At 40.4% G+C, this 17,021-nt stretch carries 15 protein-coding genes; 7 read left to right on the forward strand and 8 right to left on the reverse strand.

Going from position 1 to position 17,021, the window contains the following annotated elements; all coding sequences use genetic code 11:
- Nucleotides 1-59: 59 nt before the first annotated feature.
- The 3 genes from N780_RS02535 to N780_RS02545 form a co-directional block, all read right to left on the reverse strand.
- Nucleotides 60-1,331: a Y-family DNA polymerase gene (locus N780_RS02535; RefSeq protein ID WP_156969056.1), complete on the reverse strand. Its 1,272-nt coding sequence runs from the start codon at nucleotides 1,329-1,331 to the stop codon at nucleotides 60-62.
- Between the two features lie 323 nt (nucleotides 1,332-1,654).
- Nucleotides 1,655-2,452 carry an SDR family NAD(P)-dependent oxidoreductase gene (locus N780_RS02540; protein WP_052114854.1) on the reverse strand — a complete coding sequence of 266 codons (798 nt, stop codon included), beginning with the start codon at nucleotides 2,450-2,452 and terminating at the stop codon, nucleotides 1,655-1,657.
- Between the two features lie 3 nt (nucleotides 2,453-2,455).
- Complete coding sequence (locus N780_RS02545) at nucleotides 2,456-3,418, reverse strand: MBL fold metallo-hydrolase (RefSeq protein WP_036779614.1); 963 nt, start codon at nucleotides 3,416-3,418, stop codon at nucleotides 2,456-2,458.
- A gap of 494 nt (nucleotides 3,419-3,912) precedes the next feature.
- On the opposite strand from N780_RS02545, the gene N780_RS02550 reads away from it, so the two are divergent.
- Entirely contained in the window at nucleotides 3,913-5,451 is a 1,539-nt protein-coding gene (locus N780_RS02550; RefSeq protein WP_036779617.1) for an AbgT family transporter, read from the forward strand.
- Nucleotides 5,452-5,515: 64 nt separating this feature from the next.
- On the opposite strand, the gene N780_RS02555 is transcribed toward N780_RS02550, so the two are convergent.
- Entirely contained in the window at nucleotides 5,516-7,135 is a 1,620-nt protein-coding gene (locus N780_RS02555) for a M20/M25/M40 family metallo-hydrolase (protein WP_036779620.1), read from the reverse strand.
- 156 nt (nucleotides 7,136-7,291) lie between these two features.
- Between N780_RS02555 and N780_RS02560 the strand changes: the two genes are divergently transcribed.
- Nucleotides 7,292-8,038 (forward strand): glycerophosphodiester phosphodiesterase, encoded by a 747-nt coding sequence (locus N780_RS02560; RefSeq protein WP_036779623.1) that lies wholly within the window; start codon nucleotides 7,292-7,294, stop codon nucleotides 8,036-8,038.
- Nucleotides 8,039-8,348: 310 nt separating this feature from the next.
- Nucleotides 8,349-9,770, forward strand: a complete 1,422-nt coding sequence (locus tag N780_RS02565; RefSeq protein ID WP_036779845.1) for an NADP-dependent glyceraldehyde-3-phosphate dehydrogenase — start codon at nucleotides 8,349-8,351, stop codon at nucleotides 9,768-9,770.
- 97 nt (nucleotides 9,771-9,867) lie between these two features.
- Here the strand turns inward: N780_RS02565 and N780_RS02570 are convergent, their stop codons facing one another.
- Complete coding sequence (locus tag N780_RS02570) at nucleotides 9,868-10,056, reverse strand: hypothetical protein (RefSeq protein ID WP_036779627.1); 189 nt, start codon at nucleotides 10,054-10,056, stop codon at nucleotides 9,868-9,870.
- A gap of 138 nt (nucleotides 10,057-10,194) precedes the next feature.
- On the opposite strand from N780_RS02570, the gene ymaG reads away from it, so the two are divergent.
- Nucleotides 10,195-10,497, forward strand: a complete 303-nt coding sequence (ymaG, locus tag N780_RS02575) for an inner spore coat protein YmaG (protein WP_232299476.1) — start codon at nucleotides 10,195-10,197, stop codon at nucleotides 10,495-10,497.
- A gap of 217 nt (nucleotides 10,498-10,714) precedes the next feature.
- Nucleotides 10,715-11,584 (forward strand): SDR family oxidoreductase, encoded by an 870-nt coding sequence (locus N780_RS02580; RefSeq protein WP_036779630.1) that lies wholly within the window; start codon nucleotides 10,715-10,717, stop codon nucleotides 11,582-11,584.
- A gap of 67 nt (nucleotides 11,585-11,651) precedes the next feature.
- Here N780_RS02580 and N780_RS02585 read toward each other — a convergent pair whose 3' ends face one another.
- From N780_RS02585 to N780_RS02595, 3 genes are all read right to left on the reverse strand, one after another.
- Nucleotides 11,652-12,137 (reverse strand): DUF456 domain-containing protein, encoded by a 486-nt coding sequence (locus N780_RS02585; protein ID WP_036779632.1) that lies wholly within the window; start codon nucleotides 12,135-12,137, stop codon nucleotides 11,652-11,654.
- Nucleotides 12,138-12,208: 71 nt separating this feature from the next.
- Entirely contained in the window at nucleotides 12,209-13,936 is a 1,728-nt protein-coding gene (gene pabB, locus N780_RS02590) for an aminodeoxychorismate synthase component I (RefSeq protein ID WP_036779635.1), read from the reverse strand.
- Nucleotides 13,933-14,514 carry an anthranilate synthase component II gene (locus tag N780_RS02595; RefSeq protein WP_036779637.1) on the reverse strand — a complete coding sequence of 194 codons (582 nt, stop codon included), beginning with the start codon at nucleotides 14,512-14,514 and terminating at the stop codon, nucleotides 13,933-13,935. Before N780_RS02595 ends, pabB begins: the two co-directional genes overlap by 4 nt.
- Before the next feature lie 181 nt (nucleotides 14,515-14,695).
- Here N780_RS02595 and N780_RS02600 point away from each other — a divergent pair, with 181 nt between their 5' ends.
- The gene (locus N780_RS02600) at nucleotides 14,696-15,862 is read left to right on the forward strand and encodes a glycosyltransferase family 2 protein (protein ID WP_036779639.1); all 1,167 of its coding nucleotides are present in this window, start codon (nucleotides 14,696-14,698) and stop codon (nucleotides 15,860-15,862) included.
- A 72-nt stretch (nucleotides 15,863-15,934) separates the two neighbouring features.
- The gene (gene namA / locus N780_RS02605) at nucleotides 15,935-16,954 is read left to right on the forward strand and encodes an NADPH dehydrogenase NamA (RefSeq protein ID WP_036779641.1); all 1,020 of its coding nucleotides are present in this window, start codon (nucleotides 15,935-15,937) and stop codon (nucleotides 16,952-16,954) included.
- The last annotated feature ends 67 nt before the right edge of the window (nucleotides 16,955-17,021 follow it).

Raw genomic sequence — 17,021 nt, forward strand, 5'->3', positions numbered from 1 at the left:
CTTCTACATTTTAATAAATGACAGTCGTATGGCCGCGAATATTCACAACAACCCCTTTCTTATTCTGCATAGTGACCTCCTACAAGCTTACTACGATGCTTTGCAGTTCCAGCCTCTGTGTAGGAAACGGCTCGTAAAAGAGCATCATTGCCATATTTGTTCCGAATCTCATCCATAACATAACCAAGGTCCCTCTTTTTATCACGATCTTGCTCAAACAAACTAAGCTGCATAGCTTCATCTTCTGTAATACTCGAAAGACTTATAGAAATTTTCCGAACTGTCTGATGGGAATAAAACTCGTCAAACAACTGCATACACACATCATACATTTCCGTCGTAATATTAGTAGGAGACGCAATCGATTTTGAACGATGAAATCCTCCACCCCCTTCATCTTTACTATATCCGAGTCCAAGACTAATTGTTCGACCGGCTTTACGGTAAGCACGTGCTCGCTTTGCTACTTCTTCACACATTTCTAAGATTACGTATCGCACTTCTTTCGGATCTGGGTAATCTCTCATGAGAATCTGGCTTTTCCCGAAGCTGATCTGCCCCTGCATAATCGGTGCCCCAAGCTCAGAGAGATCTACCCCGTTGGCATGATAATAAAGTTGATTTCCCATTACACCAAACCGCTTCTCAAGTTGCTCTAGAGGAAAGGTAGCGAGCTGTCCGACAGTTGTAATCCCTAATCGATTGAGTCGCTTCTCCATTCGAGATCCAATCCCCCACATTTCACTTAAAGGAGAGACAGGCCACAGCTTTTTCTTTACATCTTCATATCCCCAATGAGCTACTCCCGTTTTCTTCGCTTCTAAATCCAGACATAGCTTTGAAAGGAGCATGTTTGGACCAATGCCGATTGCACATTGAAGGTGGAACGTTTCGAACAACTCTTTTCGAATCATTCGAGCTACTTCTTTTGCATCCCCCCATAACCGCTCCGTTCCCGTTACGTCGAGAAAACTTTCGTCCACACTATACGTATGAATGGCTTCTTTTGGTACATATCGATTAAAAAGTCGTGTAATTTCCGTAGAGATATGCAAATAAAGCCTCATCTGAGCAGAGACTAAATGGATTCTTGGGTCATCGGGAATTTCAAATAACCGACTTCCTGTTTTTATACCAAAGTCTTTTTTTAGAGCTGGAGAAGCCGCGAGCACCACACTCCCCGGCCGTTTCAAATCCGCCACCACAGCCAAATGTGTTCTCATCGGATCTAAACCTTTCATAATAGCTGCACAACTGGCATAGAAACTCTTCATATCAATACACAAAATACTACGCTTTGGAAACGATTGATAATCAATCACCGCATTCATACGACACCCTCCTACCACGAAACGAATGTTTGTTCGCATTATCTGTTACCTTTATTATGCGAATGTTTGTTCTCTTTTTCAAGTGGTGATGTTTTCCTTTTTTCGACATCCCCCCTTTTTTCCACATAAGCCCCCTTACGCGGAGGACTCGAAGTTGAGAGAATGCTTCCGTTGGCTCAAATTGAGGATAAGGTGGTTCGGGAAATCACTCGCTTTCCGCGGCGAGCTGGGAAGCCTCTCAGTTTCGAGCCTTCATCGCCCTTTCTTGATCACCCCACAGAGACAGTTCACTCCATAAAAAAATCCTCACATGGTGTGAGGATTTATTTCTTCTCAAATTGTTTGCGCATGAGTTTTTCAGTAAGGCCCGGCATGAGTTGATAAAGCTTTGAACCGGCTTCCATCCAAGAGGGGAGATTAATTTCACGTTTTGGGGTGAACAAGTGCTTCACCACTTTTTGCGCTACGGTGTCAGGGTCTAACATAAATCGTTCTACGGATTTTTGATAGTTTCCTTCAGGGTCTGCCTGGTCGAAGAAGTTGGTTCGTACAGGTCCAAGGTTTACCCCCGTTACAAATACGCCTTTAGACTTCACCTCTAACCGAAGAGCGTTTGTAAATCCTAAAACCGCATGTTTTGAGGCTGCATAGCCTGATGCTTTAGGGGTGGACATCTTTCCGGCTTGGGAAGCGATATTGACAATATGACCTCCGCGTGAAACGAAAGAAGGAAGTATTGCTTTTACGCATTGAATCAGACCAAGCACATTGACTTGAAACATTGATTCATATTGGTCAAGCTCTGTCATCTCCACAGATTCAAAAATCCCAAATCCGGCATTGTTAATTAAAGCATCTACATCTCCTATTGTTTCCTTGATCGCACGAAATGCTCGATCAATATCTGCTCGGTCCGATAAGTCACATGAATCCGCATACCCTGCAACTCCTGTGTCCTTTTCTATTTGCTCGATCATTTGCTTCAAACGTTCCCCTCGCCGTGCTAGTAAAATAGGAACTCCTCCTTGTTTAGCCACATGCCAAGCTAGACGTTCACCTATTCCACTAGAGGCGCCAGTAATAATAACTTTTTTGCTGTTTAGCGTGTTTGTCACATACATCACCTATTTTGCTTCATAATAATAGACTCCATCTTCTAAGTGTACACGAACACGCCCTTCTTCTTCCAGGAGATCAAGTTGACCTACAGTTTCAGACATCGTTAAACCAAATTGTTTCTTTATATGCTTTGGAAATAACTGTTTACATACTTGGAATGGAGTAAGAGGGCCTCCTTCTAGCATGTGATAGACCTTATTGGAGCGGTAGCGTTGCTTATTTAAACGTTCTTTAATAAGCTCCTCCGGATGAGCAAAAATTGGACCATGACCTGGATATACTTCTCCAATATCCATATGTAGACACCTTTCAAGCGTCTTTTGATACGTGACAAGCGGTCGAGGTCGTTCTCCCCCAGGATTCCGAGGCGGTTCTAACAAAGGATTAGATGAAATGTGATAAAGTAAATGATCCCCAGATATCATAGACTGATCAGCAGACCGGTAAAACGATAAATGACTCTCTGCATGACCTGGTGTTTCAAGACAAACCCAATCTGAATGTCCCGGTATACTGTCACCTTCTTGAAGAGGCCGAGTTAAGGTCCCCTTCGCTACATATTTAAGCGGATCTTGTAAATGCTTAAAAAACGCTTCATGAGATTGATCTACACCAAACTGCTTATATAACGTATGGAAAAATGTTTGAAAACGAGTAAGAAATGCTTCATCTCTTTCAAGCCAATTTCTATTATCTTCATGCCCGTAAACCCCTTCCAAATGATCAAAACGATCCACTAAACCTATGTGATCAGGATGATGGTGCGTCAGAACAATTTGCTTAATATCCTTTGGTCTGTAGCCAAGCGAATTCAATTGAGATTTTAAAGATTCCCAGGCCTCTTCTGTTTTTACTCCTGCATCAACTAAAGTTAGCATTTCTCCTTTTAATAAATACGTATGAACATCGCCTACTGCGAAAGGCGTTGGAATTGAGAGTTGATAAATCTTATCTGTAGTTTGTACCATAAAGAAACCCCCACACACTGAATGATCATTCAGTTTTTATTCTATTGTACCCTTTCCAATCAAATTTGTCATGAACATGGAGGAAAAAGGGAATGAACACGTCTTCTTTTTGAAACACTAACATTGCGCAATAGAAAAAATAAAAAAAATATTTTACCTTTTACTGCATGAGTTTCTATATTTCCTTGTCCACACCAGTGCGATAAAGATAAAAGAGTCACTCTTCTATAATGAGCAACATTCGTCACCACACCAATGCGTTGATGCGGTAAAGAATACATACATCAGCCTTACACTTGTACATGTGGAGTGGAAATTGATTCTTACATAAAAATGGTAGTGTTTATTTTTTTACTTTTGGCAAAATTCGAGGAATTGCGTATTTTACGATATCCCTTTAAAACGGTCATAAGTTTTTCTATACTTCTTTAGTACTCAAAACGATAAATTAAATTGTTTGAAAAATCACAAGAAAAAGAAAGGGAGATCCAACTATGGAGGATACTCAAAAACGCGGTTGGGTAACAAAGGCCCTCGACGTCATCGAGCGCGTCGGGAACAAGCTTCCCCACCCAGCAACACTCTTTGCTATATTAGCAGGACTCATTATTGTAGTCTCAGGAATTATGGCAGCCATTGGCGTGACGGTAGAGGACCCTATTAAGGGAGAAACAGTTACCGTCTTCAACTTAATGTCTTCAGAGGGAATTCAGTATATATTTGAGAACTTTGTAACGAACTTTACAGGCTTCGCACCACTGGGAACAGTTCTTGTAACGATGCTTGGTATTGGCGTTGCAGAACGTTCTGGCTTGATCAGCGCTATGCTTCGTGGCCTTGTTACATCTGTACCAAGTTCTATGATTACAGCTGCACTAGTATTTGCTGGTATTATGTCCAGCATGGCAGCAGATGCTGGTTACGTTGTTCTTGTTCCTTTAGGTGCTGTCCTATACGCAGGTCTTGGACGCCACCCATTAGCAGGACTAGCAGCAGCATTCGCCGGTGTTTCAGCAGGTTTCAGTGCAAACTTATCGTTAACAGCTCTAGATCCTTTGCTCGCTGATTTGACCATTGAAGCTGTTAAAAACTCTGCCTTCCCTGAGTACGCTGGTCAAATTCAATACACAATGAACTACTTCTTTATGTTAGCTTCTGTAGTTCTATTAACAGTAGTCGGCACATGGGTGACAAATCGTTTTGTTGAACCTCGTCTTGGCAATTACCAAGGGGAAGTCGAAGAAGAAATTAATTACTTAACAAAAGCAGAGAAAAAAGGACTTATTCTTTCATTCCTATCTCTTCTTGTTACGTTAGGCTTATTGTCTTTACTGATTGCATTTGAGTGGTCCCCACTACGAAACAATGAAGATGTTCTTATGTCACCATTCTTCTTCAATCTTGTCCCGAGCATATTCTTGGCTTTCTTTATTCCTGGTCTTGTATACGGAATTGTTACGAAGAATATTAAAAACGACAAAGATGTAGCGAATCAGTTAAACGAAACAATGGAAACAATGGGTTCCTTTATTGTTCTTTCTTTCTTCGCAGCTCAGTTTGTAGGATTCTTTGCTAAAACAAACCTTGGACGCATCTTAGCCATTAAAGGTGCCGAATTTTTAGACAGCACAGGAATCAATGATTTCCGCGTCGTTATTCTATTTATTATTGTCGCCTCTCTCATTAACCTTGTTATGGGAAGCGCATCAGCAAAATGGGCCATTATGGCGCCTGTATTCGTACCTATCATGATGCGTATTGGATACAGCCCAGAATTCACGACATTGATTTACCGTATTGCAGATTCAACAACAAACGTTATTTCACCACTAATGACGTATTTTGCCATCGTAATTGCATTTGCTCAAAAGTATGATAAACGCGTCGGTATCGGAACGCTAATTTCTACTATGCTTCCATACTCCATCGCATTCTTTATTGCGTGGCTAATCATGCTGATCATTTGGGTTGTGGTTGGTCTTCCAATCGGACCAGACACCGGCATTTACTTTGACGGAGATATGTGGAAATAAACTTAAAAGTCCAGCTCAATTTATTGAGCTGGACTTTTTTATACCGATCTGAAAAATAATTAAACTAAGATTTCAATAAAGTATGAATGGTTTCAGAAATGATCTCTGGCAATTGTTCAAAGCTGTAGGTTAGCTCCAAACGTTCAGACCACTGATGAGGGTCCTTACCTCTTGGGCCTACGTTTAAAATGGGCATCCGTAACATTGATAGCCGTTCATCTGATAATTCGAACCCATTTCCATGTAAAGGCATATTCTCGAGAAGTGTATTTAATTTTGTCTCAGAAGTTGGAGGCCCTATAAAGCTAAGGTCTGATAATCCAGGAAAGAACTCCACTTCTTCTAACTTGATTTTAAATCTGTCTTCTGTGTAATCCTTAACATGCTGAAGCGTATCTTTGATATACTTATCTTCTTTTGAAGATACAGAAGGGTAAAACGGAGGGCTATAAAATAACACAATCATCGGCGCTAAGTCCTTACATAATGAAGCGAGTTCTTGCACTAATAAAGTTGAGAATTCCCGGTCCCCTGTCTCTCTTTGACTAATAAGAAGATTCCTTCTTCTCTCTACTTCCTCTTCCCCGAAACGCTGTACCGCTTCATCATATAACTCTTCATACGTAAAAACTCGAACAGGTCTTTCTGGTATATGAATTCCTGGTTTCTCCTTTAAGAACGCTCGCGCTTTTGCATTAAAATGCTTACTCGTTTGGCTACTTGCCCGATGAGCGGCTTCAAGTAACTTATTATGAATGTCTTTGCTTGACTGCTTTAAGTAAAGGACATTATACATAGCCACGGCTGCTTGAGGAGTCTGCACGGAATACTCATCTTTTAAATCCCGTTGCATTAAAGAAATAGGGGGAGGAGTTGTTTCCTCTCCTACGGTTTCAATAAATGCTTCATTCAATTCCAGTTCTTGCGAGAGGTAACTCACCATTAAATTCGCATTTAAGCCAGCGAAAGGTTCTCCAACATGTGTTTCTTTTCCATAGCATAGAAATCCAGGTAAAAGCTTTCCGATTGACCCTGAATACACATATTGACGTGGATCACCAGGGTACTGACTAAACATCGGCTCTCCATTCAAACATGCTTTATAATTCAAATTCTCTTGTTTCTTAATTTCTTGTAATGCAGGAAGTGCCTGAAGCATTCCTAAAGAGTTAACTTCCTCATCGGGGACGGTTAAAAGGAGCAGGTTCCCTTTAAACTCACCTTCCATGGCACGCTCAATCATAGACATATGCAGGGTAAGACCAGCTTTCATGTCCATTATCCCCCGACCAAAAAGCCATTCACCATTCTCTATATCATGTCGTATAGCTTCTGGGAGCTCTTCTTTTATTCGCTCATATTCTTCTGTTAAACCACGAGGATAAAAAGCTAATGACTTTTTAGATCCGAAATCATCAACACCTACCACGTCAAAGTGGCTTAGTAAGATGACTGTATCCTGTGTATCATCTTGCTTCACAAGTGCCGTCACTAATTCACGACCGTCTGGTAAAGGATGGAGTTTTACATGGCTTGGGTGTTCTTTGAAATATGGTTTTTCCATAAAACGCTGATGTATATGCTCAGCTAGGGCTATTTCTGCTTCACTTCCAGTAATACTTGGGTACTCAACTAATTGACAGAGTAGATCGACAAGCTGCTGCTTTGATTTCCAATCTGACATGATCCCACTCCTCCCCTATTTGGGTAAATATTTATTCACTATTCAGATATTTACGCTATCTTATCATAATACATTCTTTCACAGAAACTAAATTGACTTTTACAACTGGATGGAACACAATCAATATGGAATCTATTTCATTCAGGAGGTGCTGTAGTGGAAACTTCCATATTTGCTCACAGAGGTGCAAGTAAACTGGCACCAGAAAATACAATGGCCGCTTTCACCCTAGCTCAAAAGATGGGGGCAGATGGGATTGAGACAGATGTACAATTAACGAAGGATCATGTCCCTATCTTAATTCATGATGAAACATTACATCGAACTACTGACGGTACAGGTTATGTGAAAGATTACACATACGAGCAATTAACAAAGCTAGACGCTGGTAAGTGGTTTAATGAAAAATACACTGGAGAAAGGCTTCTCAGTTTAGAAGAGTTTCTGAAATGGATTTCAAATACATCACTTTCTCTAAATATTGAATTAAAAAACAACATTATTGATTATAAAGATATTGAGAAAGAGGTACTTGCGCTTATAAAACATTACGGAGTTGCAGAAAGAACTATTATTTCGAGCTTTAACCCTAAAAGCATTAAACGTTTTAAACGATTATCAAAAGAGATTGAATGCGCTTGTTTAACAAGCAGACGCCCGAAAGATCTTCAAAGCCTTATTGAAGAGACAAAAGCCAACGCGCTGCACATAAATTATAACGCGTTAAATAGAGGATTAATTAAAGAAGCAAAGCGTCTCCATCTCCCCGTTAGAACGTACACGATTAATCGCCCATCGAGGTTAATGCGTTCCTATAAACTAGAGGTGGATGGCATCTTTACAGATGTTCCCCATTCTGCCATTGAATACAGAGAATTATATTTACATAAACACAAACCATAATAAGTGAGCGCTTTTAGCTCACTTATTTTTATTTGACTTAATCTTGTTAATTATTTTAAGTATTTTAGAAAATATACAGAAAACGCATACAATACATTTATTAGAACGATATTACATATTTTACTAATAAATACGTTTGAGAAAGCACTTTCATTGATATATCAGTGTTTATGCTTTGCAATATTCCTTAATCAATTATAAAATAACTTACAGTGAAGCATCTTAGTAAAGAATTATTAAAATTTTTAACTACCTGAAGTAGACACTGAACCATAAAGGAGTTTTACAAGTGAGTACAACTACAAACGAAATGATTAAAACATTACTAAACGGAGAATGGAATGTAAGCGAATCAAACGCTACTGTTGATATTTATTCTCCTTCCAATAAAGAATTAGTCGGAAGCGTACCTTCTTTATCTCAAGAAGAGTTAAATACTTCAATTGAAAATACATCACAAGCTCAATTAGCTTGGGCAGAACGTTCAGTACAAGAGCGTGGCGAAATCTTGAACAAATGGGCAGATCTCCTCGAGGAACGTAAAGAAGAAATAGGCACGGCTATTATGAGAGAAGTAGCCAAGAACAAGAAGTCCTCTGTATCTGAAGTAGAGCGTACTGTTGATTACATTCGTTACACAGTAGAAGATGCTTATCGCTTAAACGGCGAAGTAAAACGTGGAGACGGATTCAAAGGTGGTTCTCGTTCTAAAGTAGGTTTAGCTGAAAAAGCTCCACTTGGCACAATTTTAGCCATTGGTCCATTTAACTACCCAGTAAACCTCTCTGCTTCAAAGATTGCTCCAGCTCTTGTTCAAGGGAACAGTGTAGTCTTTAAACCGGCTACTCAAGGTGCAATTAGTGGTATTAAAATGGTGGAAGCTTTAATCGATGCTGGCCTGCCGAAAGAACTTGTAACAGTCGCAACAGGACGCGGTTCTGTAATTGGTGATTTCCTAGTTCAACACCCTAGAGTAGACATGATCTCGTTCACAGGCGGAACTAGTACAGGTCGCCATATTGCCAAGCTTTCTTCTATGGTACCTCTTGTTCTTGAACTTGGTGGTAAGGACCCAGCAATTGTCCTTGAAGATGCAGACCTAGATAAAGCAGCAAAAGAAATTGTAGCAGGTGCATATAGTTACTCTGGTCAACGCTGCACTGCCATTAAGCGCGTTTTAGTTCAAGATGAAATTGCAGATGAGCTTGTGGACCGTATAGCCCATAAAGTGAAGAGCCTTTCTGTTGGTATGCCAGAGGATAATAAAGATATAACCCCATTAATTGATAACAAGAGCGCAGATTATGTTCAAAGTTTAATTGATGATGCGAAAGAGCAAGGAGCCAAAGTTGTATCAGGCGACACACGTGAAGGTAACCTTCTTCACCCTACTCTTCTAGACAACGTAACAACTGACATGCGTGTAGCTTGGGAAGAGCCATTCGGCCCTGTTCTTCCAATCATCCGCGTATCGAGTCAGTCTGAAGCTATTCAGATTGCAAACGAATCTGAATATGGCTTGCAAGCGAGTATCTTTACAAAGAATATTGACAACGCGATGAGTATCGCAGACAAACTAGAAGTCGGCACTGTTCAACTGAACGGTAAAACCTCCCGCGGTCCGGATCACTTCCCATTCTTAGGTGTAAAATCATCAGGTCTTGGTGTACAAGGAATTCGCGAAAGCCTTCTGTCCGTTGTACGCGATAAAGTTACTGTTATCAATATGTAATAAGTAAATTAACACGAAGAAGGCTCAGAGTTTATATAAACTCTGAGCCTTCTTTATTGTTCTTAAGTATAAGCTGAGATCCTCATCTCGTATTTAATCAACGGTTTTCTTTCTGATCTTTCTTCATTAAAGTGACTACGTGTTCTTTTGGTGTCCAACAATTAAACTTCCATTTGGGGTCTGTTTCATAGCCCAATCGTTCACAGAATCGCTTCGATTTCCTCTTTTCTTTGATGATCGTGAAGTGAACACATGTAGCGCAACAATGAAAGTCCTTCACCTCCATCACCTCCGGGAATCCATATTGTATTCAGTGTAACACAAGGTCAAGTGCCTATTTTCAAATTTCCTCTTGGAACAAAGACCCACATAAGGCTAAAACAGCATATTATAACCGGAGAAGATAAAGGAGGAGGAAATGTTTATGCATTACAACGGTTATTCACATTCCACGCACCCGTACTATGAGAACAATAATATATACAGGTCAGATGAACGAATCTTTATAGGAAGACGTCCTTTTGGATTTGGAGGTCCTTTTGGATTTGGGCGTCCATTTTTCGGCGGGCCCTTTGTTGGCGGTCTTGTAGGAGGGCTTGTAGGCAGCGCCCTCTTAGCACCTCGCCCTCCCTATCCGTATTATCCACCATACTATGGATACGGCTACGGCCCAGGCCCATATCCTTATTATGGAGGATATGGTTACGGAGGGTATGGAGGATACTAAAACCGACCTTCCCACTCTATTATCATGAATAGCAATATTCACATAAGGACTAAATCAGATCTGATTTAGTCCTTATTTTCATACATATGACTACCCTAATTAACTGATTCTATCAAAAAAGAAAAAGATATCGCTATCAAAGTTTCAAACTGGTTACAAGTGGAATAGTACCTCCGAACCTTAAAATAGTTTTGCGCCATAATAAGGAGGACTCTATATGAATCGCGATGATTTAATGCAAGATGGACCACGTAAACAAGAACAAGGACGTCAGCCAGGATATGAAGCCCAAATGAATCCTTCCCCTCTTCAAGCGGACGAAGACTATAAGAGCGGGAATAAACTTAAAGGAAAAGTAACGTTGATCACAGGAGGAGACAGTGGAATTGGTCGCTCTGTAGCCATAGGCTATGCTAAAGAAGGGGCTCACGTCGCAATTTCTTACTTAGATGAACACGAAGATGCAGAAGAAACCAAGAAGAAAGTAGAAGCAGAAGGCGCCCAAGCTTTACTTCTGCCAGGTGATGTTGGCGATGATGCAACCTGCCGTGATATTGTAGCGAAAACAGTAGACACATTTGGCAAACTTGACGTGTTAGTCAATAATGCAGCAGAACAGCATCCGAAAGAATCAATCGAAGATATATCAGTAGAACAATTAGAAAGCACGTTCAAGACAAATATTTTCTCCATGTTCCATATGGTAAAAGCAGCACTCCCACATTTAAAACAAGGGAGCGCTATTATCAACACAGCTTCCATCAACCCTTATACAGGAAACGCTGAATTAGTCGACTACACAGCTACAAAAGGTGCCGTGGTCGCCTTCACACGGTCTATGGCCCAACAACTTGTAAACCGCGGCATCCGAGTAAACGGTGTAGCACCAGGACCTATCTGGACCCCTCTTATTCCGGCGACCTTCCCAGAAGAGGAAGTAGATCAATTCGGAACAAATACCTTAATGGGGCGCCCAGGCCAACCCGTTGAACACGTTGGGAGTTATGTGCTTCTTGCCTCTGATGACTCGTCCTATATGACAGGTCAATTCATTCATATTAACGGCGGCTTATATACATCTAGCTGACCTTCTCAACAAAAAAGCAGCCCTCCCCTTCCGGGAAGAGCTGCTTTTTTGTTGTTGCGTCCCCCTTTTACAAAAGGGTTACGTTAAGAATAAACCAACCTATAATAAACGTTTGAATAATGAACTTTGCGAGGGTTCCTCCAAGAAATCCAATAATAGCTCCTTTTGATGACTGAAGAGCTACTTGCAAATCTTCTTTCTGAATATATTCAGTAATAAAAACGAAAATAAACGGTACAAGAATTACACCAAAAGGCGGGAATACAAATGAGCCTATGATTACACCAATCGCAGCCATGCGTTCCCCCCACTTTGTTCCCCCATAGTGCTTAACAGCTTTACTGTTTATAATAATATCAGAGATAAGTAGCACAATAGTTAACACAACCATCGTAATCCAATACCATAAGCCTAATTCATTACCATTTACAGCGAATTGATACACAAGTACGCTGATCCACAGAAATAACGGACTTGGTAAAACGGGATAAACTAATCCAACATAACTGAAAATAAAGCTTAAAATAATAATAAGCCACCAAATAATATCCATTTATTCGCTCCTGTCTCTTAAAATCTTGTTCGACACTACTATGCCAAATTTCAAACCCCTTGTCTAACGTTTTAGTGAACTAGATCAACCTTCACCCATTTCTTCAAACCATTAATCATCCATACTTCACTAGCACGCTCTAAATCTTCTTTATAGAGTGTACGCACGTGTAAGACACCTTCCTCAATTAAATATTCACGATACGTACCAGATAATAACCCACTCTCTATAGGTGGTGTTACATAATCACCATCTATAAGCAAAACAACATTTCCAATCAAAAATTCTGTTAGCTCTCTTCTTTTGTTAAAAAGGAGAACAGAATAATATTCAGAGTCCTTGTGCTCGTTGTATACATCTCTATGAGTTGTTTTATGATATAGAAAAGGATCCTCCTCATTAACCGATGTTTCCGCTATCTTACACCTCACAGCACGTAAAAGCTCTTTTTCTGGAACAACCTCACTCGTGATCTCGCCTTCTTTATTTAGTAAAAGTCTTACTTTGTAAAGGCCGTTTGAATAGCAACCCTTTATTTCCTCTAATTTTTCATGAATAGATGTCTCTGGCCAAGAGTATTGAAAGTAGGTGGCACTAGATTTCATACGCTTCAGATGCTTCTCAATTAGGAAATAATCACCATTTTCCAGACGAATGGTTTCTAGAAGATGAAAAGAGGGACGTTTCTCCGTTAGAAGTTTAGCTTTTACCCAAAGTTCGTCATATTCCCCTTTTGATGTAGATTCCCACGTTATTCCTCCGCCAGCACCGTATGTAGCGATCCTGGAATTGTGGTCAATCCAAACGGTACGTATAGGAACGTTAAAGACCGCATTTCGATCTGGTGTGATCATCCCAATAGCTCCACAGTATACATCTCGGGGTGATTGTTCTAATGAAGATATATAATCCATCGTCCGGATCTTAGGAGCTCCTGTAATCGAACCACACGGGAACAAAGCACGAAACACCTCAAAAAAAGGTAGTTCTTGGGCTATTTCCCCCTGGACAGTAGAAGTCATTTGGTGGACGGTTGGATACGTTTCTATCTCAAATAATCGAGGTACCTTAACGGTTCCCGGTCTAGCAATACGACCAAGGTCATTACGAAGCAAGTCAACAATCATTACGTTTTCAGAACGATCTTTCTCTGACTGAGATAAGTGCTGCCTCAATTCTTCATCTTCTATAGTTGTTTTCCCTCTCTTCACCGTCCCTTTCATAGGCTTTGTTGTGAGAAGCCCGCCATCTTTGCGAAAGAATAACTCCGGAGAGGCAGACAGGATCGAGTAATCGTCAAAATGTAAATAAGCGCTATAGGACGATCGTTGATTATGGGCTAAAACATTAAATAGGGCGTGATCGTTTCCACTAAACTCAGCTTTTAAACGAGCTGTATAGTTCACCTGATACGTGTCCCCTTTTTCAATAGCCTCATGTATGGCGTGAATCCCTCTCTGGTACTCGGTATAATTAGATTGGAGTTTCCAGTTAGAAACTTCATAACCGTTTGTAATTGACGCCAGGGGGACTGCGCTAGTATCTCGAAAAACCCCCATCTTCAGTAAAGGCATATCAGGATTCAATGCAACCTTAAAACGTTCATCAAAAGCTGGTGCTGCTTCATAGGATACATAGCCAGCCACATACATCCCTTCCTCAATTGCCTCTTCTATCCTTTTAAAAGCAGGCTCAATGTCTTGCACTTCATTTGCTTCAATAACGTATTCGGGATTCGTAAATACATATGGCTCAACAACACCTTGCTGATCTGCAAAATTAAATTGAAATTTAATCATGAAGAAGCAACCTCCTTTACCGCAAAGAAGTTCTGTAACATATCATACCCCAGGCTTGTAAGGATCGCTTCAGGATGGAATTGAATACCTTCGATTGGGTATTTTTTGTGACGAACCCCCATAATAGCCCCGTCTTCTGAACGCGAAGTCACTATGAGATCATTCGGGAACGCCTTTTCTTGTGCGACCAATGAGTGATACCTCGTCACAGAAGTTGGTGACGGTAACCCCTCATATACTCCTTGGCAATCGTGATGGATGTTCGTTACTTTCCCGTGCATGGGACGATCTCCTTTCACAATTAATCCGCCAAAGGATTCTACAATAACCTGATGCCCAAGACAAATCCCTAGTATAGGAACTTGTTTGTAAAAATGCTTAACAATGGACAAACAAATGCCCGCTTCCATAGGAGTTCCAGGACCGGGAGAGAGAACAATGGCCTCAGGAGTCAGTGCCTCAATCTCTTCAATAGTTATTTGGTCATTTCGGTAGACCTCTACCTCATAACCAGCCATTTGAATATATTGAAATAAATTATACGTAAATGAATCATAGTTATCGATCATGATGATCATTCTTACCACCGCTTTTATGTAATAGTATTAACCTTTTTATTATAGCTTGATTTGGGTCCCCCACACAAAAGGAGATATTTTTATATGGAGGAAGTTTTAAGATAATCTAAACAGAACGATTGAACATCGTTACTTGTCTAAAAATATGATATGGTTAACCTCATAAGATCGGAGGTAAAAAATGACGTTTCTTTTGTTCATAACCATTATGTTTTGGGCCTTCGCTCTTTGGGATGGGTGGAGGGGATTACGCTCTATTCAAGACCTCAGGAACATTAAAAGGCAAAGTTCAAAGCAATTTGTGTCTGTAATAGTAGCCGCCAAAGATGAAGAATGTGCTATTGACAAAACGCTTCAATCATTAGCATCACAAACACACGAGTTCCTTGAAATTATTGCCGTAAATGACCGCTCAGAAGACAACACGGGCTCTATTATGAAGAAATGGGAGAATAAATTACCGCTTCAAGTAAAAACGATCACCATTGAAACACTTCCTGAAGGTTGGTTAGGTAAGAATCACGCACTCTATAAAGGGTATCAAGAAGCTGAAGGTGACGTAATTGTTTTTACAGACGGTGATATTCAATTTTCAGAGAGCGCCATCGAACGAGCACTCTCGTTTCTTGAACAAGAGAAAGCTGATCACCTTACTGTTGCTCCTAATTTAGTAACAAAAAGTAAAGGACTAAAAGCTTTTATATCCTATTTTATGTTTGGATTTGGCTTCTTTAAGAGACCTTGGACGGCTAATAATGACCATTCCCAGAAAGGTGGAATGGGGATCGGAGCGTTCAATATGTTAAAGCGACCAACCTACGAAGCGATAGGAACTCATGAATTGATTGCCAAACGACCTGATGATGACTTATTTCTAGGACAAAAGGTTAAATCCCTGGGATATAAGCAGCGTCTCGCTACAGGTATGGAAGACATATCAGTTGAATGGTATTCCTCTTTACAAGAAGCAATTAAAGGATTAGAAAAGAACACATTTGCTGGTTTGAACTATTCATTTCTATTAAGTATTGTTGCCGTTATAGGTACGTTTACTTCTCAAGTGTTTCCTTTTATAACATTGTTATTTTCAACATATACTAATAGAGCACTCAGTCTTATTGCTATAACACTTATGTGTACTTTAATGGCCATAACCACTAAGAAACTGACTCAATTTAAGACAATTTATGCGCTCACCCTCCCCTACTCTGCTCTGTTGTTCATCTATACAATTGGACGAGCCGTATCACTCACAATAAAAAGAGGTGGAATTGAGTGGCGGGGAACATTCTATTCCTTAAAAGAATTAAAAGATGCTCATAAGGAACAATTAAAATCCAAGCATTAAACAAGTAAAGAAGCCTTGATTATGAAATAATATATTCATTCTTACATAACGATAAAGGAGGCACCATTTCCAATGGAATCTAGTTTATTCTCCCCTATTACATTCGGAAAAGTGACATTAAAGAACCGTATTGCTATGTCCCCAATGTGTATGTATTCTTCACACACAGAAGATGGAAAAGTAGCACCGTTTCACTTAGCTCATTATGAAAGCCGCGCTGCAGGTCAAGCAGGCCTTATTATGATTGAAGCGACATCAGTATTACCTGAAGGCCGAATCTCTCCACAAGACCTCGGCATATGGAGCGATGATCACATTGTAGGATTACAACAAATCAACGAAGGAATCCATCGCCATGGAGCAAGATCTGCCATACAATTAGGACATGCTGGACGTAAGGCGATATTGGAGCAAGAAATATTTGCACCAAGCGCCATCCCATTCAAAGAAGATATGAAAACACCAACCGAAATGACCAATCATGATATAAAGCGGACGATTGAAGCCTTCAAGGAAGCTGCTCGACGTTCCAAAGAAGCGCACTTTGATATCATTGAGTTACATGGAGCACATGGTTATTTGATTAGTCAGTTCTTATCCCCCCTTACGAATAAGCGCACTGACGAATATGGCGGGGACCGTAATGGACGCTTTCGCTTCTTAGAAGAAGTGATTGAAGAAGTGAAAACCGCATGGGATGGTCCGATTTTCGTCCGCATCTCAGCTAATGAACACGATGATAACGGCAACCAAATGGATGATTTTCTCTACTATGCAGAGCGCATGAAAGCTCTCGGGATTCATTTAATCGACTGTAGTTCTGGTGGCGTTGTACCAGTTCGTCCAGAAGTATATCCTGGATATCAGCTACAATATGCAGATCAAATACGTAACCAAGCATCTATTGCAACAGGCGCAGTTGGTATGATTACTTCTGGCCTTCAAGCAGAAGAAGTCATTCGTAACGAAAGAGCAGATCTAATCTTCGTAGCTCGTGCAATGCTCCGAAACCCTTATTGGCCGAAAGCGGCTGCTGATGAACTCGGCGTCGAATTAGAAGGTCCAGTGCAATACAAACGAGGTTGGATGTAATCAGAACGGATCCACCTCTCTTTCAACTAAAAAAGGAGTATGAAACAAAAAAAGTTTCATACTCCTT

Origin of the sequence: Pontibacillus chungwhensis BH030062 (assembly GCF_000770675.1) — a bacterium.
Taxonomy (GTDB): Bacteria; Bacillota; Bacilli; order Bacillales; family BH030062; genus Pontibacillus; species Pontibacillus chungwhensis.

Bases quoted from the DNA above. Each gene is read 5' to 3' on its own strand.
- N780_RS02555 (WP_036779620.1), bottom strand. From the start codon at position 7,135: ATGTCAGATTGGAAATCAAAGCAGCAGCTTGTCGATCTACTCTGTCAA.
- N780_RS02540 (WP_052114854.1), bottom strand. From the start codon at position 2,452: ATGTATGTGACAAACACGCTAAACAGCAAAAAAGTTATTATTACTGGC.
- N780_RS02545 (WP_036779614.1), bottom strand. From the start codon at position 3,418: ATGGTACAAACTACAGATAAGATTTATCAACTCTCAATTCCAACGCCT.
- N780_RS02565 (WP_036779845.1), top strand. From the start codon at position 8,349: ATGATTAAAACATTACTAAACGGAGAATGGAATGTAAGCGAATCAAAC.
- N780_RS02580 (WP_036779630.1), top strand. From the start codon at position 10,715: ATGAATCGCGATGATTTAATGCAAGATGGACCACGTAAACAAGAACAA.
- N780_RS02585 (WP_036779632.1), bottom strand. From the start codon at position 12,137: ATGGATATTATTTGGTGGCTTATTATTATTTTAAGCTTTATTTTCAGT.
- ymaG (WP_232299476.1), top strand. From the start codon at position 10,195: ATGCATTACAACGGTTATTCACATTCCACGCACCCGTACTATGAGAAC.
- pabB (WP_036779635.1), bottom strand. From the start codon at position 13,936: ATGATTAAATTTCAATTTAATTTTGCAGATCAGCAAGGTGTTGTTGAG.
- N780_RS02595 (WP_036779637.1), bottom strand. From the start codon at position 14,514: ATGATCATCATGATCGATAACTATGATTCATTTACGTATAATTTATTT.
- N780_RS02550 (WP_036779617.1), top strand. From the start codon at position 3,913: ATGGAGGATACTCAAAAACGCGGTTGGGTAACAAAGGCCCTCGACGTC.
- N780_RS02535 (WP_156969056.1), bottom strand. From the start codon at position 1,331: ATGAATGCGGTGATTGATTATCAATCGTTTCCAAAGCGTAGTATTTTG.
- N780_RS02570 (WP_036779627.1), bottom strand. From the start codon at position 10,056: ATGGAGGTGAAGGACTTTCATTGTTGCGCTACATGTGTTCACTTCACG.
- namA (WP_036779641.1), top strand. From the start codon at position 15,935: ATGGAATCTAGTTTATTCTCCCCTATTACATTCGGAAAAGTGACATTA.
- N780_RS02600 (WP_036779639.1), top strand. From the start codon at position 14,696: ATGACGTTTCTTTTGTTCATAACCATTATGTTTTGGGCCTTCGCTCTT.